This is a genomic window from Roseburia sp. AF42-8 (genome assembly GCF_003435965.1).
Classification (GTDB): domain Bacteria; phylum Bacillota; class Clostridia; order Lachnospirales; family Lachnospiraceae; genus Roseburia_C; species Roseburia_C amylophila.
Map to the genome: position 1 here is coordinate 26625 of NZ_QTVB01000015.1, position 25814 is coordinate 52438.

Genomic DNA, 25814 nt, shown 5'->3' on the forward strand with positions numbered 1-25814 from the left:
AATGGCATTTTTCAAAGGTTTTTTTCTGTTTTTACTTATTTTTAATGAAATCGCAACATCTTCTTAACTTTCTTTTGCTTTCTAATTGTCTTAACTTTTTGTTCACATAATAGTCACACGTCTTCTATAGTATCATATATGTACTAGCTATTAAGCTAATATAATTTTTCATAACTCAGCCCTTCGGATGTCCCTCGGGATGTCCGGAGGGTACTCCCCAAGATAGTAACTGCTGAATGTTTCAGCAGTTTTTTTGTGCACATAACAGGAACAAAGAATGTGCCTATAGAAAATAGCACCTGCCGAACCCGCCACTGGCAGTTTCTAGCAGATGCCATTTTTCATTGTCTTATGCTTATCCGGTATTACTATTCCAGATATTTCTTTACATATTGTCCGGTATAGGATTCCGGTACTTTGGCAATCTCTTCCGGCGTTCCCTGGGCAACCACAGTTCCGCCACCGTCTCCGCCTTCCGGCCCCATATCAATAATATAATCTGCCGTCTTGATTACATCCAGATTATGTTCAATTACAACTACTGTATTGCCACCATCAGACAATCTCCTCAGAATTTCAATTAATTTATGGACATCTGCAAAATGAAGTCCTGTTGTCGGCTCATCCAGAATATAAATAGTCTTTCCTGTACTGCGTTTGCTCAATTCTGTTGCAAGCTTAATTCTCTGTGCTTCTCCACCAGACAGTTCAGTAGATGGCTGGCCCAGACGGATATAAGATAAGCCCACATCATAAAGGGTCTGTATCTTTCTTGCAATAGAAGGCACATTCTGAAAGAATTCCAGTGCCTCTTCCACTGTCATATTCAGCACATCATAGATACTCTTGCCCTTATATTTTACTTCCAGTGTTTCACGGTTATATCGTTTGCCCTGACACACTTCACACGGAACATATACATCCGGCAGGAAATGCATTTCTATCTTAAGAATACCATCACCGGAGCAGGCTTCACACCGGCCACCCTTCACATTAAAGCTGAATCTTCCCTTCTGGTATCCTCTTGCCTTGGCATCCGGAGTGGATGCAAACAAATCTCTTATCATATCAAACACACCGGTATAAGTAGCCGGATTGGAACGGGGTGTTCTTCCGATTGGAGACTGGTCAATATCAATTACCTTATCTAACTGTTCCAGACCTTCAATATCATCATGGGCACCCGGAATACACCTTGCCCGGTTTAAATCCCTTGCCAGACGTTTATAGAGGATTTCATTAGTCAGTGAACTCTTTCCGGAGCCGGACACTCCGGTAATGCAGGTCATTATACCCAGTGGAATCTTCACATCAATATTCTTCAGGTTATTCTCTCTTGCACCTTTTACAGTAATGAATCCGGTTGGTTTCCGTCTTTCTTTCGGTACCGGAATCTTGATTCTTCCGCTTAAATAAGCACCGGTGATAGAGTTCTTATTTTTCATAATCTCCTCTGCTGTTCCGGTAGCAATGACTTCTCCGCCATGTTCACCGGCTCCCGGTCCGATATCCACAATATAATCTGCTGCACGCATAGTATCTTCATCATGTTCTACTACAATCAGTGTATTTCCAAGGTCTTTTAACCCCTTTAAAGAATTCAAAAGTTTATCATTATCCCGCTGATGCAGACCGATACTAGGCTCGTCCAGAATATAAGCCACACCTACAAGTCCGGAGCCAATCTGGGTTGCCAGTCTGATTCGCTGTGCTTCACCACCCGATAAGCTTCCGGTCGCGCGGGACAGTGACAGATAATCCAGTCCCACATCCATCAGAAAGCCTACCCGCGCTCTGATTTCTTTTAAAACCTGGTCACCAATCAGATGCTGCTGTTCCGTCAGTTCCATTTCTTTTAAATAGGCATCCAGATTACGGATGGACATCGCTGTTATTTCATATATATTTTTACCGGAAACCGTTACTGCCAGTGACTCCTTCTTCAACCTCTGCCCGCCACAGCATTTGCATGGCGTAATCCGCATAAACTCTTCATACTGCTGTTTCATGGTATCAGAGCCGGTCTCACGGTAACGACGCTCCACATTCTTAATCAGTCCCTCAAAGGCAATGTCATATACGCCTTCTCCACGCTGACCTTTATAATATACCTTTACAGACCTTCCATTGGTTCCATGAATCAGCATATTCCGGACTTCTGCCGGCAATTCCTTATATGGTGTATCAAGACTGAAGCCATATTCTTCAGAAAGTGCCTTAAGGATTGCATAAGTAAAGCTCTTCTTATCGGTAGAAGACTGCCAGCCCATTACCTGAATTGCGCCCTCTGCAAGACTCAGTCTTTTATCCGGTATCATCAGTTCTTCATCAAATTCCATCTTATAGCCCAGGCCAAAGCATTCCGGGCAGGCTCCGAATGGATTGTTAAAGGAAAAGCTTCTCGGTTCGATTTCATCAATACTGATTCCACAATCCGGGCAGGAAAAGCTCTGGGAAAACTGCATGGTCTCTCCATCAATGATATCCACCATCAGAAGTCCGTTTGAAAGTTCTAACACATTTTCAATAGAATCCGTCAGACGCTTTTCAATACCTTCCTTTACCACCAGACGATCCACTACGATTTCGATATTATGTTTCTTGTTCTTATCCAGCTTTATCTCTTCCGTCAGTTCATAGGTATTTCCGTCCACCTGTACTCTCACATAGCCGCTTCGCTTTGCCTGTTCAAAGAGCTTCTGGTGTTCACCCTTTCTTCCACGGACTACCGGTGCTAAAAGCTGTATCCTGGTACGCTCCGGCAGCTTCATAATCTGGTCTACCATCTGGTCTACGGTCTGTTTTTTAATCTCCTTGCCGCAGTTCGGACAGTGCGGAATTCCAATCCGCGCATAGAGCAGACGGAAATAATCATAAATCTCCGTTACCGTTCCTACAGTAGATCTCGGGTTACGGTTTGTGGATTTCTGGTCAATGGAAATTGCCGGAGACAAACCTTCTATTTTCTCTACATTCGGTTTCTCCATCTGTCCCAAGAACTGCCTTGCATAAGATGACAGGCTCTCCATATAACGCCGCTGCCCCTCTGCATAAATCGTATCAAATGCCAGTGAGGATTTACCGGAGCCGCTGAGTCCTGTCAGTACCACAAATTCATCTCTTGGTATATCCACATCAATATGTTTCAAATTATGTTCGCTTGCACCACGAATCCTGATATATTTTCTCTCTTTCTTTGCCACTTTTTCTTCCTCTTTCTCTACCTTACAAATCGCGAAGCATCTTCTTTAACTCAATTAACTTATCACGATATTCTGCCGCAGCCTCAAAGTTCAACTCTGCAGCAGCATGGTTCATCTTCTTCTGAATATCTGCAATCAGCTTCTCCAATTCCTTCTTATCCATGGATTCCGGATCTTTCTTGAATTCCATTTCATTCTTGGCTACCTTCTTGGAAATACTGATTAACTCACGGACAGATTTCTGAATGGTAGTCGGCGTAATACCATGCTCTTCATTGTATTTCTGCTGAATCTCACGGCGGCGCTTTGTCTCATCAATCGCAACCCGCATGGAGTCTGTAATCTTATCTGCATACATGATAACATGACCTTCACTGTTTCTTGCCGCTCGTCCGATAGTCTGAATCAGTGAAGTCTCGGAACGCAAGAAACCTTCCTTGTCCGCATCAATAATTGCCACTAATGTAATTTCCGGTATATCAAGTCCTTCCCGCAAAAGGTTAATTCCCACCAGCACATCAAATACATCCAGCCGTAAATCCCGGATAATCTCTGCCCTTTCCAAAGTATCAATATCCGAATGCAGGTATTTCACACGAATACCCACTTCACGCATATATTCTGTCAAATCCTCTGCCATTTTCTTGGTCAGTGTCGTTACCAGCACCTTATGTCCTGCCGCAGTCTCTTTATTGACCTCTCCAATCAAATCGTCAATCTGGCCTTCTACCGGGCGCACTTCCACGTCAGGGTCTAAAAGTCCTGTCGGTCTGATAATCTGCTCTACCCGCAAAAGTTCATGTTCTTCTTCATAATCATTTGGCGTTGCAGATACAAACAGCATCTGGTCTATCTGGCTTTCAAACTCTTCAAAATTCATTGGACGGTTGTCTTTTGCCGAAGGCAGACGGAAGCCATAATCCACAAGCGTTGTCTTTCTGGACTGGTCTCCCGCATACATTCCACGAATCTGCGGAATTGTAATATGGGACTCATCTACCATAATCAGGAAGTCATCCGGGAAATAATCAATCAGTGTTAACGGTCTCGAACCTGCCGGCTGTCCGGATAAATGTCTGGAATAGTTTTCAATTCCACTACAGAAGCCTGTCTCTTTTAACATTTCAATATCAAAATTCGTCCGCTCGGCAATCCGCTGTGCCTCTAAGAGCTTATCTTCCCCTTTAAAGTATTTCACACGCTCTTCCAGCTCTGCTTCAATGGTATCGCATGCCCGCAGGATTTTCTCTCTTGGCACTACATAATGGGATGCTGGAAAAATACTGATATGATTCAGACTATTCTTAATCTCGCCGGTCAATACATCAATCTCTGTAATCCGGTCTATTTCATCGCCAAAGAATTCTACCCGGATAGCAGTCTCTCCACGGTCTGCCGGAAAGATTTCCAAAACGTCTCCCCGTACCCGAAAGGTGCCTCGCTGGAAATCCATATCATTTCTTGTATACTGTATATCAATCAACTGCCGGATAACATCATCACGATCCCGTTCCATACCCGGCCGTAGAGATACCATCATCTTCTGAAAGTTCTCCGGTTCACCCAATCCATAGATACAGGATACACTGGAAACTACAATAACATCCCGCCGTTCCGTCAATGCTGCTGTCGCGGACAGACGCAGTTTATCAATCTCATCATTTACAGAAGAATCCTTTGCGATATAAGTATCCGTGGATGGCACATATGCCTCTGGCTGGTAGTAATCGTAATAGGATACAAAATACTCTACTGCATTCTCCGGGAAAAACTCCTTCATCTCACCATAGAGCTGTGCCGCCAGTGTCTTGTTATGTGAAATAATCAATGTCGGTTTATTCATCTGGGCAATGACATTTGCCATGGTAAAGGTCTTACCGGAACCGGTTACACCCAGCAGTGTTTCAAACTGATTGCCCTCTTTAAATCCCTTCACCAGCTTTTCAATTGCCTGCGGCTGGTCCCCGGTAGGTTGATATTTGGAAACTAATTTAAAATGATCCACTCAATTTCTCCTCTGTTTATTTGCTCTTCCTTTAGTATTACCACGTTTCTCCGCTCATTATAGCATCCCTCAACAAAAAAGTACAGAACAAAATCGAATGTTTGTTCTGCACTCATTTTACTCTGACCTTTTTTATTTCTATTTCATTTGCTCTTCTGATGAATATCAGTGCTTTAGAAATCTTTTTTAATCTCTGCCACCAGCTCATCCAGCTGTTCCAGCTGTTCGTTCTTTAATGAAGATTTAATACTTACCTTTGGTTCAATAATCTTCATGTCTTTCATTTCCGCAATCTTATCTGCCATCTGTTTTCCAGCTGTTGCTGCCCAGGTACCATTATCCAGAATTGCAACGGTACGTTTCTGTACGGAAAGTGCTTTCATGTCATTCAAGAAGTTCTCCATAACCGGATAAACGTTTCCATTATAGGTCGGAGCTGCCAGTACAATATGGCTACAGCGGAATGCTTCTGAAATCAAAGTGGAAACATGTGTATTGGATACATCATATACTGCAATATTATGGATATCTGCTTCTGCCAGCTTTGCTGCGAGTACATTTGCAAGGTTTTCTGTATTTCCATACATGGACGCATAAGCAATCATAACTGCTTTCTCTTCCGGCTCATAGCTGCTCCAGGTATTGTATTTATCCAGAATGTAACCAAGATTGGAACGCCAGATTGGTCCATGTAGCGGACAGATAATAGAAATATCCAGTCCTGCCGCTTTCTTCAAGGTTGTCTGAACCGGTCCGCCGTATTTTCCAACAATATTGGTATAATAACGTCTTGCGTCATCCAGCCAGTCGCGGTCGAAATCAATTTCATCATTAAAAATATTTCCGTTCAATGCACCGAAGGTTCCGAATGCATCTGCTGAAAATAATACTTTGTCCGTTTCATCATATGTTACCATTACTTCCGGCCAGTGTACCATCGGTGCCATCACAAAGTGAAGGGTATGTTTTCCAGTATTTAATGTCTCACCTTCTTTCACAGTAACGGAATGTTCTGCAATATCAAAGGTATAGAACTGCTGTATCATGCCAAAGGTCTTGGCATTTCCCACAACCTTTACTTCCGGATATTGTCTTACGATTTCTTCGATTAAAGCACAGTGATCCGGTTCCATATGATTTACAATCATGTAATCCAGATTTCTTCCATCCAGTGCAAATGCCAGATTTTCTAAAAACTGTCCTGCAATGGAACGGTCTACGGTATCTAATAATACTGTTTTTTCATCTTTTAAAAGATAGGAATTATAGGATACGCCTCTTGGAATCGGGAATACGTTTTCAAATAAAGCAAGTCTCCTGTCACTTCCACCAATCCAGATTATATCTTCTGTTACTTTTCTTGTGCAATGCATCTATTTTCCTCCTTTTGTCATATTTACTGTTATAATGTAATTTAATTATTATAAGTCGATTTAATTTTTGTATTTTTATTCTTAAGCTTTTCTTCCGCAGCACTGTTTGTATTTCTTGCCACTTCCGCATGGGCACGGATCATTCGGATAAACCTTTGCTGCCGCACGTTTCTTCGGTACGCCCTGTGCAGTCTCATCCTTATTGGTTCCGGTTACTTTTGCAACCTGCTCTCTTTCTACCTTCTGCTCTACTCTGACATGGAATAACAGACGGACGGTATCTTCCTGAATACTGTTAATCATCTCTTCGAACATATCATAACCGCTCATCTTATACTCTACCAGCGGGTCTCTCTGTCCATAAGCCTGTAAACCGATTCCCTGACGCAGCTGATCCATATCATCAATATGATCCATCCACTTACGGTCAATAACTTTCAGTAAAATAACGCGCTCTAATTCACGGACAGCTTCCGGCTCCGGGAACTCTGCTTCCTTCTCCTCGTAGAGTTTTACAGCCTGTTCTTTTAAAGCATGTTTTAACTTCTTCTGATCCTTGTATTCTTTTGCCTGCTCCGGTGTCACCTGCTGAAGTGGAATAATTGGAATCAATAACTGGTTCAGTTCATTAATGTCCCATTCTTCCGGTGGTAAATCCGGCGAAATACAGGTATCTACTGTATTTTCCACTCTGTCGGTAATCATCTTATAGATAACATCACGCATGCTCTCGCCATTCAATACACGGAGACGCTCTGCATATATAATCTCTCTCTGGTCATTCATAACCTGATCATACTCCAACAGATTCTTACGGATTCCAAAGTTATTTCCCTCAATCTTTTTCTGTGCCTTTTCAATTGCACTGGTCAGCATCTTATGCTGAATCTGCTCGCCTTCCGGCACACCCAAAGTATTAAACATGCTAAGCAGTTTCTCAGAACCAAACAGACGCATCAAATCATCTTCCAGCGAAATGAAGAACTGGGATTCTCCCGGGTCTCCCTGACGGCCGGAACGTCCTCGCAGCTGATTATCAATACGTCTTGATTCATGACGCTCAGTACCGATGATTTTCAGACCGCCGGCTTCCTTTGCTTCATCATCCAGCTTAATATCAGTACCACGACCAGCCATGTTGGTTGCGATGGTAACCGCACCATGTACACCGGCCTGTGCTACAATTTCAGCCTCTAACTCATGGAATTTTGCATTCAAGACTTTGTGTGGTATACCACGCTTATTCAACATGGAGCTTACCAGCTCAGAAGTATCGATATTAATTGTACCAACCAGAACTGGCTGTCCCTTCTTGTATGCTTCTTCTACTTCATCCACAACTGCATGGAATTTTTCCTTCTTGGTCTTATAAACAGCATCCTCTTTATCCACACGGATAACCGGTCTGTTGGTAGGAATCTCGATAACGTCCATTCCATAGATGTCACGGAACTCTTTTTCCTCTGTCAAAGCGGTACCGGTCATACCTGCTTTCTTATCATACTTATTGAAGAAGTTCTGGAATGTAATATTGGCAAGGGTCTTGCTCTCACGTTTTACTTTTACATGCTCTTTTGCTTCAATTGCCTGATGTAATCCATCTGAATAACGCCGGCCCGGCATAATACGTCCGGTAAATTCATCTACGATTAATACCTGATCATCTTTTACCACATAATCCTGATCACGGAACATCAGATTGTGTGCACGCAGTGCCAAAATGATATTATGCTGAATCTCAAGATTATCCGGATCCGCAAGGTTATCAATGTGGAAGAACTGTTCTACCTTCTTTACACCTTCTAATGTCAGATTGACTACTTTATCCTTCTCATTTACCACGAAGTCTCCATCTTCTTCGATTTCCACTCCCATGATAGCATCCATCTTGGTGTATTCCTTCTGGTCTTCACCACGTTTCATCTGTCTTGCCAGAATATCGCATGCCTCATAAATACTGGTGGATTTGCCACTCTGTCCGGAAATGATAAGCGGTGTTCTTGCCTCATCAATCAACACAGAGTCGACCTCATCGATAATTGCAAAATGAAGTCCACGCTGTACTAACTGTTCCTTGTAAATTACCATGTTATCACGCAGGTAATCGAATCCCAATTCATTATTGGTAATATAAGTAATGTCGCAGTTATATGCATCCTGACGTTCCTTAGTGTCCATGCCGTTAAACACAACGCCAACAGTCAGTCCTAAGAATTCATGAACCTGTCCCATCCACTCAGCATCACGTTTTGCCAGATATTCGTTGACAGTTACAACATGTACGCCCTTTCCTTCCAATGCATTTAAGTATGCCGGCAGGTAGATACCAGTGTTTTTCCTTCACCAGTCTTCATCTCAGCGATACGTCCCTGATGCAGGATAATACCACCAATCAGCTGAACACGGTAATGTTCCATTCCAAGCACTCTCTTTGCTGCCTCACGAACGGTTGCATATGCTTCCGGAAGCAGATCGTCCAATGTCTCACCATCAGCAAGTCTCTTTTTGAATTCTTTTGTCTTATCCTTTAACTGCTCATCAGTCAGTTCCTGCATGGCAGGCCGATAAGACTCTATCTTATCTATAAGCGGATAAATTCTTTTTAATTCTCTTTCGCTATGTGTTCCAAAGATTTTTTCTATTGCTTTCATATAATGCTCCTATCCATAATTTTGCTTACGCAACTATGAAATATTGTACCACTATCTGCCTTTCTTCACAATATCTAATCCAATGAACGTTTTATAAACTTTTTGTTAAATCAGTGGACTTTTTACAAACAGATGCTATAATAGGCAAAGATTGAACAGGCGATTGCAAAATGGAAAAACAGAATACGATATTTTTATAGGTGAAAGACTTCACTTCTTTTTAATGGATATGAAATATCTCGTAACTCTTAGCACTTTATTTTTCTTGATTGCAGACTGTCTTTCCGGTTGCTTTGACATAGGATTCCAGAACTGTCCGCCGGTTGCGGATGCAACGTCAAAACCGCAAGGGGCACTAGGAATTTCGATGAAATCATGATTATGTCCGGCAACCGGTGTATATTCACATCCATGTTCAGATACACCTCACTGGCACATCCCTGTGCCAGTGTTGCCGGTTGCCAGTGAAATTCCAAGTGCCCCTAGCAGCTTTGCCAAGGTATCCGCACTCCGGCGGACAGTTCCGGAATTTCTTGTCAAACATTGGAAAGACAGTCGATATAACAGAAAGAAAAATAAAGTGCTTAGTGTTACAATATTTCATATCCGAAAAGAAGAGGAGCCTTTCACCTCATAAAAAATATGTCATACACTATTTTTCATTTTGCAATCGCCTGACAACAAGTCCAGGTATAGAAAGGAGTTTCTTATGCATTACACATACAAAACCAAAGGAACCTGTTCCACCCAGATTGATTTGGATTTAGAGGGAAATGTTTTAAAACATGTTACCTTTACCAACGGATGTAACGGCAACTTAAAGGCTATCTCTTCTTTGGTAGAAGGATTAACGGTAGAAGAAGTAGAAGAGAAATTAAAGGGCATCACCTGTGGATTCAAATCCACTTCCTGTGGCGACCAGCTTGCCCAGGCATGCTTAGCAGCCCTTGAAGTGCAAAAAAAAGAAGCATAACAGAACAAAGAATGTGCCTTGGCACATTCCCGCGCCTGCGGCGGTCGCTTGCGACATCTACCTTATACGCTGCAGTGCGCATCCTCGTGGAGCGTTTTTCACTTTACAGGAAAGCAATTCCCTGTAAAGTGAAAAAGGGCATCATCTAAATTCTCTTAAGATGATGCCCTTTCATACTATTTCGTCCATTGGACTTTTACCTCATTTCGTATATTTCGTCTTCAATCCCTGAACCCTTCCTCCTGAATCCGTTCGCTTCTGAGTCCTGTTGGACTGGAACCATATCTTTACGTTGCCGTTCTGATTCTCCATCCACTTTTCTTTTGTATTTACCTCAGGTTTTCCTTCCGATTCTGAATCCATGAACTGAATCTGATTTTATTATTTATTATGTCAGGTTTCATAATATCTATCAGCTCTGCATTGGACCGTACCTTCCTTTCTTACTATTGCGTTTCTCTTCGTCTAAACGCTTGTCCGATTCTGATTTAATATCCTGGTGGTATCGACCTCCTCTTACATTATTATGAGTTTGTTCCTTCTCTTTCTGGTGGAATCTCCTCCTTACTTTGTTTCCGTTCATTTGTTTCTTTTGATGATTTGATTATATCTAACTATAGTTCATTTGTCAATACTATTTTTAGAATTTTCTTAATTATTTTTCGTATTTGCTTTATTATATTGCATATATTGTGTAAATTATCTGAATTTTCAGTTTTATTTAAATTGTTAAAACAACTACAAGAAACATATGTAACTGTAATCTGTCTGCGATGCCATTTCCTATTCGCTGACTTTCCACTCTACCTGGGCACTTTCTTCCTTCTGAAGAGAAAGCAGAAGAGCAAATAACTGATGAATGGTCTCCATCAATTTCTGGCTTGGAAGAATTGCATACTGGGCCAGCCGTTCCAAATCAAAATAGCGGACATTTGGATCCGGCAGGAATACCATGTTGGTGCTCCGCACTTCTTCTCCGCAGGTCTCAATATTTTCATAGGTAATCATCACAAATTCATTTCCATGCTCTTCGCAGGAATAGGCCGTATAACACTCATCTACTACCCACTGCTTCCCGTCGGCTTCTACAACCGGCTTTTCGGATTCCTCTTTATATTCGCTGGTCTTCATCTCAACATTCCAGTGCTGCTTTCCCTCTTTGGTTCTTTCATATAAATGCTCTAATGTACTGTTTAAAAATTCTGGTGTCATTTTTTGCTGTCTCCTTCTATTTTCTATTATTTTTGTACTGGTACTTTTATGTTGTGGCTGTCCGCAGTTGCATTCGGACAGCCCCGGTTATTTTTGTCCTGTTTTTCTATTATAACACAGCCGCTTCTGCTGTGAAACCATAAGAAATAATACTTTTTAATGCCTTTTCTTTAACGAAGCCCGGATTCCTTTGCCTCTGTTTCCAGTCCGCTGGCAAGATAATCTGCCATGGCAATAATCTGCCGCTGGATATTCCAGAATGTCTGTAAATCTTTTTCATAATTGCCGGCAAGCCGCTCACTGATTTCCTGTCCGGTCAGGTCTACATACATACGGAACATTTCTTTTAATACACTTTCTTCATATTCCGGTGTTGCAGATGCTAAAAGTTCTGCGATGCGGTCTGCATTTTCGTTTAACCGGCGTACCTGCTCCGCCGTATCCTTCGTTCTCCCTTCTTTTTTCTGGGTAATCAGTCCACCGGTAAGTTCTACATGGCGCACCAGTAAATCTCTGAGGCTGTGCACCGTATTTTCCGGATAATATCTGCCGAAAAAGTCTGCTATTTCCTCTGCATTATCAATTAATGCAGTAACCAGCTCCTGCTGATCCGGCAAATCCGCTGCCATGCTGACCAAAAGCATCCGGAGCAGGTAGGTATGATTCAGCCATGCCATCCGCATCAGTTCTTTTAAATTTCCTTTTCCATTGTTATTGGAAATCCCGGAATCTCCTGTATTTCCCTGCATTTCCGGTCTTGTGTATTCTCTGCCCGGGCATATTTCTATCTTCATTCCAATCTGTAAATTGTAAGGATTTATCCTTGGATTGCTTAAAATAATAGAGGATACCGTTGTCTTATACTGCCGGGAAAGTTTGTATAATGTATCCCCCGCTTCCACGGTATGTTCGATTGAATTGCTGCAGTTCACGCTGACCTCTTCCCATTCTTTCTTACTTTCGTATTAGTTTATGTCAAAAATGTTGATTGGTTCCCTGATTTGCTCTTGTCAAGGAATGCGATTGCGTATACAGTAAGGGAAAAGCATGTTTTCGCGAGGTGTATTATGTCCATTAAAATATTCGTTATGACCCACAAACAATTTGAAGCTCCCACCGATTCCATGTATGTCCCCCTGCAGGTCGGACATGCAATTTCTCCGGAATTGGGCTATCTTGCAGATGATACCGGAGATAATATTTCCCGGAAAAACAAAAGTTTCTGCGAGCTGACTGGCATCTACTGGCTCTGGAAAAATTACCATGCCTGCGATTATATCGGCATCTGTCATTACCGCCGCTATCTCATAAATAGGCAGGGGCTTATTTTCACGGAAAGAGAGCTGATGCGGCTGCTTCAGAATCATGACATGATCACACCAAAGCTTCTGACTTTAAATACTTCGTATTTTAATGGTTTCAGCCAGAACCATCACCAGAAGGATCTGCTGATTACTGAGCAGGTTATTTCTGAAAAATACCCTGACTATTTGCCTGTTTTTCACCATATGGTTCATGATGTACATACTTATTTTGGGAATATTTTCATTACTTCAAAGGAACGATTTGATGCCTACTGTGAATGGCTGTTTGACATTCTCTTTGAAGTGGAGTGCCGGGTCGATATCAGCAACTATGATAATTACTGCAAGCGGTTGTTTGGATTCCTGTCGGAATTTCTGTTAACAGTTTACATTGCGAAGCAGAATCTCTCCACTTATGAATGTATGGTGGGGATGTCCGGCGAAAAACATGAAACAAGAGTTCTCCGGGAATCTCTGGCAAAATGTTTTGCGAATGGCGACTACCAGAAAGCCAGTCCATTTTCATGGAAAGCTATGCGAAACGCCCGGACATTCTGATGGAAGCTTCTGATATTACCGGTGAACTGCACCTTTGCATGCAGGTAATTTCTACCTGTTCCTTTGAACAGGAACTTTATGGGCACAACCTTTTAGATATGATTCATGATTATCATTCCCTGATGGAATTCTGCCACCGGTTAAATGAAATTGTAAATCATTTTCTTACAGGGACAGAGTCTGCCGCTGATATTTCATGGCTCAAAAAATCCACTGCTCTCTCTCCGAAAGCAGTGGATATAGCGATTCAAATGTTCTGTTCTGATGAGGACTTAAAAGAGAACGTATTTTCAAAAATCTGTTCCCATCTCAAAGATTTTTGAATTCCGGCTTCTTCCTTCTAATCTGCCCATCTTTCCGGTTTCACCTGTTTCTACTGGCAGGCTGCCACAGAAACGGTCCGGCATCCCGGTGAAATAATTTCGCAATGGTCAGAGAATGTTACGGTCATTCCCTCTTTTTCAAAAAATGCTTCAATTGCCGCTTTGAGCATACCCTCTTTACCATCACATGCACAAAATCCTAACGGTTCTACAACGGCTGTCTCCGCATCATGAAAGCTAATACGGTATGGCAGGCGTTGTTCATGTAACGCTGCATTCAGGTGTGCAATCTGGTTATAAGTAAATTCCTGTCTCATAAGCACCCCTCCTCTACGGTCGTATGACAACTCTCTCGTATTACTTCTAGATATATATATTATAACTCAATTTTCTGAAAATATAAAGTAAAATGTATTTACTTTCTGTTATATTTCTATTACCATATTAGTATATTACATTAGGTCATTGTCAACGAGATAAGTTGATACCGGAAAACTTTGGTATCGAAGAACCTTTTGTTTTTATAATATGAAATACCTGCATTTCTTATGTGTGTGTTTCGCTTGATGGTAAACTGTCTTTCCGTTGCTTTGACGGAATCTCTGCACTGTCCGTCGATTGTAGATGCCACCTAACGGCTGCAAGGGGCACCGGAAATTTCGGACAATATATCACTTTATCCGGCAACCGGTGCAAATTCACATCCGTGCTCATATGCACCTCTCTGGCACATCCCTGTGCCAGTGTTGCCGGTTTTCAGGCGAAATTCCAAGTGCCCCTAGCAGTCGTTATAAGGCATCTGCATTTCGACGAACCGTACAGTGATTTTGTCAAACATTGGAAAGATAGTTTTTATAACCAAAAGTGAAACACACACATTAGAAATTCGGTATTTTTATATCTAAAACAAAGGTCTTCGATACCAGAAGTTTTCCGGGGACAACGTATCCTTGTGCGGTCAATACCTGAGTATATTAAATCAAAAGAGGAGAATGTTATGTATGAATGTCCCAATTGTGGAGGAAATCTGAGGTTTGATATTCCAACACAATCACTTGTCTGTGACTACTGTCACACACAGCTGAATCCTTACAGCTATCAGAAGGATCACGATGCTGTGGAGACATCTACTTATGATGTCAACATTTTCACCTGTCCGCAATGCGGCGGTGAAATCTTAAGTACTGAGAATGCTGCAACCGGATTCTGTAGTTTCTGTGGTGCTTCTACGATTCTTGACAGCCGGATTGCCAGGGAAAAACGTCCGGACTACATTGTTCCTTTCCAGATTACCAAGGAGGACTGCAAGAAGGCTTATGGCAAAATGATGCGCCATGCCATTTTTGCCCCTAAGGAACTGAAAGACCCGCGCAATGTAGACAATTTCCGTGGGATTTATATGCCTTACTGGGTATATAACATTACCCACGAAGGTACGGTACAGCTGCCGGCTGAAAAAAGCCACCGGGAAGGTAACTATATTGTAACCGACCACTATAATCTGCTCTGCCAGACGGATGCCTATTATAAAGGGCTCTCTTATGATGCGTCTTCTTCTTTTTCGGATGTTATCAGCGAGAATATTGCTCCCTTTGATGTGCGCGGCATGAAAAGTTTTACTCCGTCCATTCTGTGTGGTTTCTATGCTGATACTGCCGATGTGGACAGCGATATTTATCTGGAGGACGCAAAAGCCATTGCCAATGAACAGACTTATTCCAAAGTCAAAAAAATACCTGCCTTCCAGGAATTTAATTTTATTTATCCGGAAACAAACCATTATATGAGTTATGCATTAAATACGGAATGCAAGGAAGCTGCCAGCGCCATGCTTCCGGTATGGTTCTTATCCTACCGTAACAAAGACCGCGTTGCCTACGCTACGGTCAATGGACAGACCGGAAAGGTTGCTGCTGATATCCCGGTAGATAGACGTAAATTTTTACTCGGTTCCTTTCTACTGGCTATCCCGGTTTTTCTGCTTTTAAATCTTTTCTTTACCATACGGCCTGCTTCAACCCTGATACTTTCTGCGGCTCTGGCACTTTTTGCCTCCATTATTTATTTTGTGGAGCTGAGCGAAATCCATAGTCAGGAAACCTATGAGAATGACAGGGGATATCAGTCCAAACAGGGAAATGTCAAGAAAGAAGCCAACGTAAAAATAAACTTAAAGCCCCATAAAAGCATGAAATCTAAATTTGAAAGCATTATTCCTTATCTGTTTTTAGGTGTATTTGCAATTCAGGTTCTAATGGGAATCTTTAGTTCCGGCGGTTTTTCATTTTCTAAAATTGTTATGCTTATTGTTATCGGCGGTGGGATTCTGACTTCGCTGTTTGGATTTTCCCAGTTCAGTGAAACAACCACCCGTGGAAAAATTCCGGGATTCCTAGGTGCCTTAATTTCCATTGCTGCTGCCGGAATGATTACTTTCCTGCATCCGGTTTCCGACCTTTATTACTATGGTGGTGCAATTGTATCTTTTGCCGGTATTATTTTTACGCTTCTTAGCATTTTAAAGGAATACAATATGCTTACCATGCGGAAACTGCCGCAGTTTAACCGACAGGGAGGTGATGACCGTGCCTGATACATATAAGAAGAAATACAGCTCTTTTTCTGCAAAAATAATTCTTGGCTGCCTGCTTGCATGTTTCTTCCTCTTACTTAACGGAAGTATTACCTGCAAAGCCGAAACCAAGACCTATACCAATAAAAGCACCGGTTATCAGGTTATCGTTGAGGACGATGCCAACCTTTTAACAGACGAGGAAGAAACCACCCTTGGAAAAGAGATGGCTCCGATTACCACTTACGGAAGTGTTGCTTTTAAATCCATCGATTACAATCCTTACTATTCTACTGAGGATTATATCCGAAGCTATTACCGCGACACCTTCGGTTCCACCAGTGCAACCGTATTTCTCATTGATATGGACAATCGGAACATCTGGATTCACAGCAACGGAACCATTTATGAAACCATTACGAAAAGTTATGCCAACACTATCACCGATAATGTATACAAATATGCCTCTGATGGTGATTATTACACCTGTGCATTTACCGCTTTTGGTCAGATTAATACATTGCTCGAAGGGCGAAAAATTGCGCAGCCGATGAAATATATCAGTAATGCCTTTTTAGCAGTTATCATTGCTTTGTTGTTAAATTATTTTCTGGTACGTTCCTTCTCCCGTGCGAAGAGACCATCGAAAACAGATCTTTTAGGAAAGGTATTTACACAGTGCAATATTGTCAATCCAAATGTCCGTTTTATCCGGCAATCCCGTGTCTACAGTCCGCCTTCCAGCAGCGGCAGCGGTGGCAGCAGCGGCGGCGGTGGCAGCAGCAGTGGCGGCGGTGGCAGTAGCAGTGGCGGCGGTGGCGGCGGCCACAGCTTCTAATCCCAAAGACCTGCCTTTTGCCGTTTTATACCGCTATTTCATAACCTGTAGGACCTGCCACCGGCAAATTCCTGCAGATGCCCGGAAATAGCAAAAATCCCATGGAGAATATTTCTGTTTTCCATGGGATTCTTTTTGACGTTTTTTATATTGATATTTTTATACTGCTTTCTTTTCTAAATTTTTCATGATATTTAATTCACGCAGTGCATAGAAAATGGCAACGACAGCTGCAGCTGCATCTGCGATTGGTCCTGCATACATTACTCCGTCGATTCCCATAAACAAAGGGAAAATAAGAATCAGCGGCAGTAAAAACAGCACCTGCCTGGTCAGTGATACAACAATACCAAGTCTGGCTTTTCCAATGGATGTAAAGAAACTAGAAGACATTGGCTGGATTCCATTGATAAATGTCATAAACATAAAAATTCTGAAATACCGCTCTGCGAACTGGAAATATTCTGTACTTCCATCACCAAATACCGTCACCAGCTGATGTGGAAATATCTGAAATACAACAAAAAATGCAACACCCACCAGCACGGATATCTCAAAGGCACGCCAGAATGTTTTTCTTACTCTCCCAAAACTTCCCGCTCCATAATTAAAGCCCCAGATTGGCTGACAGCCTGGGAAATTCCAATACAGATTGCCATAAATACCATATTTACTTTTGAGATAATTCCAACGCAGGCAAGGGGGATATCTGTTCCATATACAGACATTTCTCCGTAATGACGCAACGTATTATTCATGGTAATCTGCACGATTGCCATGGCTATCTGGTTGATGCAGGAAGCCATTCCCAATGCTGCAATCGCTTTCATATATTTTACCCTTGGACGAAGCATGGAAAACCGAAGTTCCATTTTTCGGAATTTTACAAAATATATAATAACAAGCAGACCTGATACAAACTGTCCGATTACAGTCGCCCATGCGGCTCCTTTGATTCCCCAGTTAAATGTAAAAATAAATAACGGGTCTAAGATCGTGTTGATAATTGCACCCACAAGCATACAGGTCATGGAATAGGTCGGGCTTCTGTCCGCACGGATCAGATGCGTTCCGCCGGTTGTGGATACCAGAAACGGGATTCCAAAGGCTGTAATAAATGTATAATCCTGTGCATATGGCAGCACATCCGGTGTTACACCAAATAAATACAGCAGCGGATTTAAAAACAGCAATACGATTGCTGCAATTATCACTCCACAGATAAACAACAGACCCAGTCCTGTTCCTGCAATCTTGTTTGCTTCTTCTACATTTCCTTTTCCGGTTTCCAGATTATAATTGGATGCACTTCCGATTCCAAGTAACAATGCCGTTGCCGTGCAGATAATGGATACCGGAAATGCAATATTTGTTGCAGCATTTCCAAGCATGCCAACGCCCTGTCCGATAAATATCTGATCTACTATATTATAAAGGGAACTTACCAGCATGCTGATGATTGCCGGTATTGCAAAGCGGGCAATCAGTTTCCCGATTTTTTCTTCCGCCAGCGGATTCTTCGTAGTTTCTACTATGTGTTCCATCACAGTCTCCTTTCTTTCTCCGGCGAAGGGGAAAGCTTATGACTGAAACAAATAATCAATTGGATATTCAGCAACAATCTGTTTGTTGACGGAAAATACCAACCGTTCTTAAGTACATGTTTTTCTTGATTGTAAACTGTCTTTTGCCTGCTTTGACTGGAATACTGTACTGTCCGCTGGATACGGATGCCACATAAGTCCTGCAAGGGGCACTAGGAATTTCGATTTACAGCCTGCTTTGTCTGGCAACCGGCACAAATTCACATCCATGTTCATCTGTGCCTCGCTGGTACATCCCTGTACCAGCGTTGCCTATTGCCAGACGAAATTCCAAGTGCCCCTAACAGTCCTTAAAATACATCCGTATTTCAGCGAACGGTGCAGTATTACTGTCAAACATGGAAAAGACTGTTTTCATAGCAAAAAGAAAAACATGTACTTTAGAACTGTGGGATTTTCCAGTCCCAAACAGGCAATTGCTGAATAACCAATGATTTTGTATTATCTTATAAGCTTTCCCCATCGCCTGCATAAAGCATTTCATACCGAACGATTGTAACACCCATTTTCTCCGAAGTCAAACCAGCGGTGGAAGAGATTTCATAGAACATAGAATATGCCTTGGCACATTCTCGCGCCTGCGGCGGTCGCTTGCGACATCTACCTCATACGCCGCAGTGCGCATCCTCGCGGAGCGTTTCTTACTTTACAGGAAAGCAATTTCCTGTAAAGTAAAAAATATGTCTTTTGCAACCATACCCAAAGAATGGTATACTTAGCATAGATATGGAGGTCTTATGATACAGACAGATAAATTGGTACAATTCTATTGTGCCCAGTATAAAACCTTTGCGAAAAAGAAGCATAAAAAAACGATACCGGAAACAGGTCCCTATCCGAAGCGGATGCAGCGGCTTTCCAAGGAACTGCTGGCTATCCATTCTCCGAAGATAAAGCAGCCGCAGCTGGAGAATTATCACCGTCAGCTCCGTAATCTTTCCTATTTTGTTTATCGGGATGCCAATCCCATTTATATTATGCAGTTTGAGACTTATCTTGTTGCTGAGCTGGTCCGTCTTGATATCAGTTCCCTGCGGGACGAGGAACCGGAATTAATTACAGAGCGTTTCTTAAACTTTTTATATCAGGAAATGCCCCTTGCAATCTGCCGGCGCACCTTAAAGGATTTGTGCCATCAGTATGGACAATTTGGAATGCGTCATCAGATTGTCGGGATGGTTCCGTTGAAACCGGAAACAGAATTTCCACAGACCAGAGGCATGCAGCGGCATTTTATCCTGCATGTTGGTCCTACCAACTGTGGCAAAACTTATCACGCATTAGAACGTTTAAAAGAGGCTTCGTGCGGAGTCTATCTTGGTCCTTTGCGTCTTCTAGCGCTGGAAATCTATGAGAAAATGAAAGATGCCGGCATTGCCTGTACGATGCTTACCGGAGAAGAATGCATTCCGGAGGAAAACAGCCGGATTACTTCTTCTACCATTGAAATGTTGGACATGGAACAGCACTATGATATTGCCGTTATTGATGAAGCACAGATGATTGCAGACCGTGACCGTGGGCACTCCTGGACCCGCGCTATTCTGGGGGTAAAAGCAGATGAAATCCATATCTGCATGAGTCTTGCTGCCGAGGAAGTTGTTACCCACCTCATAGCCCTTTGCGATGACACCTTTGAGGTTCGCCACTATGAACGGAAAACTGCACTGGTCTGTGAGCAAGAGGCATTTGTTTTTCCGGATGATGTCACAGAAGGTGATGCACTAATCACTTTTACCAAGCGTGCTGTCTTAGACATTGCCGGACGATTAGAACGTGAGGGAATTCGTGCCAGTGTCATCTACGGCAGTCTTCCACCGGAAATCCGCAGAAGACAGATTCGTCTTTTCTTAAGCCACGAAACAAAAGTAGTGGTTTCCACCGATGCCATCGGTATGGGACTGAATCTTCCGGTACGAAGAATTGTTTTTATCCAGACAGAAAAGTATGACGGCATTTCCACCCGCCCGCTTAATATTCCGGAGATACGGCAGATTGCCGGACGTGCCGGACGGTTTGGCATGTATGACACCGGTTATGTCAATGCCATGGGCGAGGATGCCAGAAATTATATTGCCAAACGTTTTGACCAGCCGGAACCGGTTATTAAGAAGGTAAGCCTTGGTTTCCCACATGTCCTTTTAGATATGGACGAGCCATTAAATGCCATTTTAAAAATATGGAAATCCGTAGAGCCCTCTGCTCCTTTTGAGAAAATCAGCATTGACGAAATTCTCTTTCTATATGATAAGGCATATAAAGCCCGTAAAGAAATCGATGGGTTTGAGGATAAACATACCCTCTACCGGATGCTGACCTGCTCCATTGATATCAAAAACCGGGATATCGTTGATTTGTGGCTCTATTACTGTAAAACCTATACTGCTGATGTCTCCCTTCATTTTCCATCACTGATTATGTGTAATGACAAGGGACTGATGCGTTACGAAACTTTTTATAAAATGCTGGACTTGTACCATCAGTTTTCCACCAGAATGGGAAAAATTTCTGATAGCGAGCGATTAAACCGGGAACGGGAAAAGACAGAAGATACAATTATGAAGTTTCTTGCCAAAGATAAGAAGGATTATATCCGCACCTGTAAATACTGCGGCGTAACGCTGCCGGTAGGTTATCCGTTCCGGGTCTGTGAGAAGTGTTATGGACACAGTCCCTATAAAAAAATCTGATAACAGGAGGTAATCATTATGTTTCTTTCCATTGAGTCCAAACATCCAAAATTTTATCAGGTCTTCCGGATTTTCATCGTATTTTTTGCATCGATTCTGTATGCATGGAACCTGCGTTGTTTTGCGAAAACTGCCGGATTATTTCCGGGTGGCTTTTCCGGAGTATCCCTGCTCTTGCAGGAAATCGGACTGACCTTTTTCCATATTGATATTCCATATACCTTTTTCAACGTGGCTTTAAATATTTTCCCAATCTATATCGGTTTCCGGTTCCTTGGGAAAAAATTTACCTGGTACTCGATTCTTACGATTTTCTTATCCAGTATTTTCGTAGACCTGCTGCCGGCTTATGTATTTACACAGGATGTTCTTTTAATCAGTGTGTTCGGTGGTCTTTTAAACGGATTTGCCATCTGCCTGTGCTTAAACGTTGGAACTACTACCGGTGGAACCGATTTTATCAGTATTTATCTTTCTTCCCAGAAGGGAATTGATGCATGGAATTATATTCTCCTTGGCAATGTCATTATCCTTGCCATTGCAGGTGCTCTCTTTGGCTGGTCCATTGCACTTTACTCCATCATCTACCAGTTCTGCAGCACCCAGGTAATTCAGATGCTTTATAAGCGTTACAAGAAAGAGACTCTGTTTATTATTTCTGATAAATCCAACGAAATTTATCATGCAATCCGGGAAACCACCAACCATGATGCCACCCTGTTTCAGGGCATTGGCTGTTATGAGGAAAAAGAAAAGACGCTTATCTACTCCGTCATTAATACGGAGGCTAAGCGCCAGTTAATTCCTATGATACGTTCCATCGACCCGCATGCCTTTATCAATATTGTAAAGACAGAAGAACTGGAAGGCCGGTTCCACAATACGCCAAATGATTAATGCATCATCTGGTATACAAAACTACTTTTCCTGATACCGGTCATAAATTTTCTCCGGTGTCATCAGCGAAACTTCATCGATGAAAGCATTTCGGAATGTCATGGTACCGCCCTGACATTCCTTTGTTTTTTCTGCGGCTGCCTCGCCGCACAATCCAATAAAACTGCAGCAGGCTGCTGCCGCTTCTATGGTTGCTTCCACTCCAAGAAATGCACCCAGCACAACCGATGACATACAACCGCTTCCGGTAATATGTGCCATCATTTCATGGCCGCTTCTGCATTCAAAGACTTCTCTGCCATCCGTAATCACATCCACTGCACCGGATGCAATCAGTATGGTCTTCTGTACCTTCGCATATTGTTTCATGCTTTCCACATCAACAGACTTATCCGATGCATCCACACCGGTTACGGTATTGCAGTCCTTTAACAGTGCACGAATCTCAGAATAATTTCCCCGAATGCAGGTCGGGTGAATTTCTTTTATCAAAGTCTGGCATTTCATCCGCCGGTAAGTAGAACCGGAAATTCCTACCGGGTCTAATACAATGGCATGTCCCATTTCATCCGCTTTCTTTCCGGCTTTTTCCATAGCTTCAAAATCCGCAATAGCTCCAAGATTGCAGACTAAGGCTGCTGCCCCTTCTGTTATCTCTTCCACTTCCAGCGGATGATGTGCCATGGTCGGAGATGCGCCTGCTGCCAGCAGAATATTGGCACAGTCATTGACGGTCACCGCATTGGTTATACAGTGAATGACCGGACGTTTCTTTTTTATCTCATGATGCAGTTCTGCAATTTTTCCGGCTTCTAATTCCATATTCTAGTTCTCCAGACTGTCTTTCATTTTTGCTAACATTCCTGATTTCTTTAAAGGAATGGTAATAATCATTGCAATAATGGTTCCGCCACAGGTACTGATTAAAAATGGTACTACAAAAGTAAATAATGCAGCTGCTGTATTTCCCATTACCAGATAAGCAACCGGATAAGAAAGCATCCCACCGATAATTCCGGTTCCTACTACCTCACCGATATATGCAAATGGGAGTTTCTTTCCATATTTATAAAGGAGTCCGCCAAGAAGTGCTCCACACATGCTTCCCGGAAATGCCAGTGGGCTTCCCAGTGCTAAAAGGTTACGGATTAAAGATGCAATAAATGCCTGGGCAAGTCCCCACCAAGGTCCTACCAGAACAGCACACAGTACGTTTACAAGATGCTGTACCGGGGCACATTTTGAGCCGAATACCGGAAATGAAAACAGGCTTCCTACGACTGCGATTGCTGCAAAAATTGCGGTTACGGTTAATTTCTTTAAGTTTGATTTGTGATTCATTTTGTCCTCTCTTCTGTTCCCATCCGAGAGGACGGGAACCTCTTAGTTTTTCTTTACTGCTTCTGCAACTTTTTCCACAATCACGCAGAGAATGACGGTAACCACCATATCCGGAAGTGTATTTCCAACCGGAGTATCAATGTGCATCAGCACACGGTAAAGCACAAATCCGATAAGCCAGACACCAAGATTACGCCACTGAAATGCCATGTCTTTTGCATTGGCTTTCTTTAAAATAAAGTAATCTGCAATCTGTACGGCAATCATCGGAGCAAAGACAGAACCGATAAGATATAAGAAATTTGTAATGTTATCCATTGGATATACAATTGCTGCAACAGTTCCGATTACCGTTACAATAATTGCTGCCCATTTCTCATTGATTTTCTCAGAAATGGATACACTGGAAACACCTGCAGAATAAGCATCCAAGAAAGTCGTTGTTACTGTTGAGAAAATGATAATCACAAGTCCTACGATACCAAATCCGGTCTTTAACATAATCTGTGCAATATCATATTCACCGGTAATAAGTGCTGCACCCATACCAATGACATACATGAAAATACTGACCAGACTGTATACAACAACGCTGACTGCGGTAGCTGCAAATGGTTTTTCTGCTTCTCTTGTATAATCACTGATTAATGGCAGCCAGGAAAGTGGCATTGCTACCGCAAGCTCTACGGCTGCGCCAAAGGTAAGGCTTCCATCATCCACAATTGCCGGAATGGCTCCATTTCCAATAAAAATCACTTTAAACAATACCAGTGACAGGATAAATAATGCGGTCATTGCAACGGTATTGAGCTTCCCAAGATTGGTAAGTCCAATCAGGATCCAAAGGATAATGAGGACTCCGATAATAGCTGCCCAGAACCAGTTTGCTACCGGAATGACACCATTGGCTGCCAGTGCGCCATCATAAATCATTATGGCTGTCCATCCTACCAGCTGCAATACATTCAACGCTGCAAAAAGAAGGCTTCCCTTCTCTCCAAAGCTCATTTTTACGGTTTCCATGGCACTTCTTCGTTCTCTTGCACCAATCATCCCTGCTGCAAACATCATCAGTCCACCGATTAAGTGTCCTAATAAGATAGCTGCCATGGCTTTTCCAAATCCAAGCGGTGCAAAATAAGTTCCGGTTAAAATTTCAGCTATGGATACACCGGCTCCAAACCAGATTAATCCGTTACTGAATACAGATGTCTTCTTCTCATTCATTGGTATATTCTCCTTCTATTGCAAATGCGTGATTCATCGGGCCGCTTCCCTTTCCAAGGTCTAACATGGCTGCCAGTGCGCCGGATATGTAATTCTTTGCATACTGCACGGATGTTTCCAGGCTGCGTCCCTTGGCAAGATTAGATGCTATGGCAGATGATAAGGTACAACCGGTTCCGTGGGTGTTTGGATTGTCAATTCTCTTTCCGTGGAACCATACCGGCTCTTTGTCCTTCTGCCAGAGCAAATCATTGGCATCATTTAACTGATGTCCGCCTTTTAACAGCACGGCACAACCGAAGGTTTTACAAATGATTTCTGCTGCTTTTTCCATATCTGCTTCTGTCTTTATCTCCATACCGGAAAGCACTTCCGCTTCCGGGATATTTGGGGTTATAACAGTTGCCGGAGGCAATAATTTAGTTTTCAATGTACCGATAGCGTCATCGCTGATGAGCTTTGCTCCGCTGGTCGCTACCATAACAGGATCCACGACTATATTTTTTGCGTGGTACGCTGTCAGTTTGTCCGCAATTGTCTCTATCAGAGCACTGGAAGAGACCATTCCGGTCTTCACTGCATCCGGATATATATCCGTAAAAATACGATCCAGCTCCTCTGCCAAAAATTCTGGAGTTACCTCCATAATGTCTGTTACGCCGGTTGTATTCTGGGCAGTAAGTGCCGTGATCGCACTCATGGCGTATACGCCATTGGCGGTCATCGTCTTAATATCTGCCTGGATGCCGGCGCCTCCACTGGAATCACTTCCAGCGATTGTTAATGCTGTGTTCATACATTTGTCTCCTTTGCATTAATTTTGTATAGCGACCTAAGGTGGTGCCCCCAATCTGCCGCTGTGGTTTGTTATTACATTGCAGGCGATGATATATCTTACTATATTTCCAATGAGCAATCCCGCTGCCCTTGCATACCTTCTTTGTCTTTCAGGGTCACTAGAATTTCCCGTAAGTATATCTTTTTTCCGGCAAACGGCGAAAAGTTGCATCCATGCTCCATTCCGCCTCGCCGGCACATCCATG

Annotated in this window: 17 protein-coding genes and 2 pseudogenes; 7 read left to right on the plus strand and 12 right to left on the minus strand. The window is 42.6% G+C overall.

All coding sequences use genetic code 11. From position 1 onward, the window contains the following. Positions 1-368: 368 nt before the first annotated feature. The 4 genes and pseudogenes from uvrA to secA all read right to left on the minus strand — a co-directional run bounded on the left by uvrA (position 369) and on the right by secA (position 9232). On the minus strand, positions 369-3203 hold the full coding sequence (gene uvrA, locus DW059_RS08220; RefSeq protein ID WP_117698445.1) for an excinuclease ABC subunit UvrA: 2835 nt from the start codon (positions 3201-3203) through the stop codon (positions 369-371). A 22-nt stretch (positions 3204-3225) separates the two neighbouring features. Then, a complete protein-coding gene (gene uvrB, locus DW059_RS08225; RefSeq protein ID WP_117698446.1) occupies positions 3226-5208 on the minus strand; it encodes an excinuclease ABC subunit UvrB in 1983 nt (660 codons plus the stop codon). 173 nt (positions 5209-5381) lie between these two features. After that, entirely contained in the window at positions 5382-6581 is a 1200-nt protein-coding gene (locus tag DW059_RS08230) for an FprA family A-type flavoprotein (RefSeq protein WP_117698447.1), read from the minus strand. Positions 6582-6662: 81 nt separating this feature from the next. Beyond that, a pseudogene (secA, locus tag DW059_RS08235) lies at positions 6663-9232 on the minus strand (preprotein translocase subunit SecA). 709 nt (positions 9233-9941) lie between these two features. On the opposite strand from secA, the gene DW059_RS08240 reads away from it, so the two are divergent. Beyond that, complete coding sequence (locus DW059_RS08240) at positions 9942-10205, plus strand: TIGR03905 family TSCPD domain-containing protein (protein ID WP_117698448.1); 264 nt, start codon at positions 9942-9944, stop codon at positions 10203-10205. Positions 10206-10988: 783 nt separating this feature from the next. On the opposite strand, the gene DW059_RS08245 is transcribed toward DW059_RS08240, so the two are convergent. Together DW059_RS08245 and DW059_RS08250 are read right to left on the minus strand one after the other, a co-directional pair. Then, positions 10989-11417, minus strand: a complete 429-nt coding sequence (locus DW059_RS08245; RefSeq protein ID WP_117698449.1) for a hypothetical protein — start codon at positions 11415-11417, stop codon at positions 10989-10991. Between the two features lie 170 nt (positions 11418-11587). Beyond that, a complete protein-coding gene (locus tag DW059_RS08250; protein WP_117698450.1) occupies positions 11588-12349 on the minus strand; it encodes a LysM peptidoglycan-binding domain-containing protein in 762 nt (253 codons plus the stop codon). A gap of 135 nt (positions 12350-12484) precedes the next feature. On the opposite strand from DW059_RS08250, the gene DW059_RS08255 reads away from it, so the two are divergent. Then, positions 12485-13279 (plus strand): DUF4422 domain-containing protein, encoded by a 795-nt coding sequence (locus DW059_RS08255; RefSeq protein ID WP_117698451.1) that lies wholly within the window; start codon positions 12485-12487, stop codon positions 13277-13279. Further along, a complete protein-coding gene (locus tag DW059_RS08260) occupies positions 13246-13602 on the plus strand; it encodes a hypothetical protein (RefSeq protein ID WP_147326034.1) in 357 nt (118 codons plus the stop codon). The genes DW059_RS08255 and DW059_RS08260 overlap by 34 nt, the downstream gene beginning before the upstream one ends. A gap of 50 nt (positions 13603-13652) precedes the next feature. On the opposite strand, the gene DW059_RS08265 is transcribed toward DW059_RS08260, so the two are convergent. Continuing rightward, positions 13653-13919, minus strand: a complete 267-nt coding sequence (locus DW059_RS08265) for an RDAC family protein (protein WP_117698453.1) — start codon at positions 13917-13919, stop codon at positions 13653-13655. Positions 13920-14599: 680 nt separating this feature from the next. Here DW059_RS08265 and DW059_RS08270 point away from each other — a divergent pair. Then, complete coding sequence (locus DW059_RS08270) at positions 14600-16195, plus strand: zinc ribbon domain-containing protein (protein WP_117698454.1); 1596 nt, start codon at positions 14600-14602, stop codon at positions 16193-16195. After that, positions 16188-17012, plus strand: coding sequence for a TPM domain-containing protein (locus DW059_RS15905; protein WP_158552085.1), 825 nt, complete (start codon positions 16188-16190; stop codon positions 17010-17012). Before DW059_RS08270 ends, DW059_RS15905 begins: the two co-directional genes overlap by 8 nt. A 159-nt stretch (positions 17013-17171) precedes the next feature. Here the strand turns inward: DW059_RS15905 and DW059_RS08280 are convergent. Further along, positions 17172-18556: pseudogene (locus tag DW059_RS08280) on the minus strand (MATE family efflux transporter). Between the two features lie 797 nt (positions 18557-19353). On the opposite strand from DW059_RS08280, the gene DW059_RS08290 reads away from it, so the two are divergent. Both DW059_RS08290 and DW059_RS08295 read left to right on the plus strand, forming a co-directional pair. Beyond that, on the plus strand, positions 19354-21306 hold the full coding sequence (locus tag DW059_RS08290; protein ID WP_117698456.1) for a helicase-related protein: 1953 nt from the start codon (positions 19354-19356) through the stop codon (positions 21304-21306). A gap of 18 nt (positions 21307-21324) precedes the next feature. Continuing rightward, a complete protein-coding gene (locus tag DW059_RS08295; RefSeq protein WP_117698457.1) occupies positions 21325-22203 on the plus strand; it encodes a YitT family protein in 879 nt (292 codons plus the stop codon). 21 nt (positions 22204-22224) lie between these two features. On the opposite strand, the gene thiM is transcribed toward DW059_RS08295, so the two are convergent. The 4 genes from thiM to thiD are packed head-to-tail and all read right to left on the minus strand — an operon-like array spanning position 22225 to position 25567. After that, positions 22225-23025: a hydroxyethylthiazole kinase gene (gene thiM / locus DW059_RS08300; protein WP_117698458.1), complete on the minus strand. Its 801-nt coding sequence runs from the start codon at positions 23023-23025 to the stop codon at positions 22225-22227. A 3-nt stretch (positions 23026-23028) separates the two neighbouring features. Continuing rightward, positions 23029-23544, minus strand: a complete 516-nt coding sequence (gene thiW, locus DW059_RS08305) for an energy coupling factor transporter S component ThiW (protein WP_022243897.1) — start codon at positions 23542-23544, stop codon at positions 23029-23031. A gap of 42 nt (positions 23545-23586) precedes the next feature. Next, entirely contained in the window at positions 23587-24771 is a 1185-nt protein-coding gene (gene cytX / locus DW059_RS08310) for a putative hydroxymethylpyrimidine transporter CytX (protein ID WP_117698459.1), read from the minus strand. Then, on the minus strand, positions 24764-25567 hold the full coding sequence (gene thiD, locus DW059_RS08315) for a bifunctional hydroxymethylpyrimidine kinase/phosphomethylpyrimidine kinase (RefSeq protein WP_117698460.1): 804 nt from the start codon (positions 25565-25567) through the stop codon (positions 24764-24766). The genes cytX and thiD overlap by 8 nt, the downstream gene beginning before the upstream one ends. Positions 25568-25814: the final 247 nt, after the last annotated feature.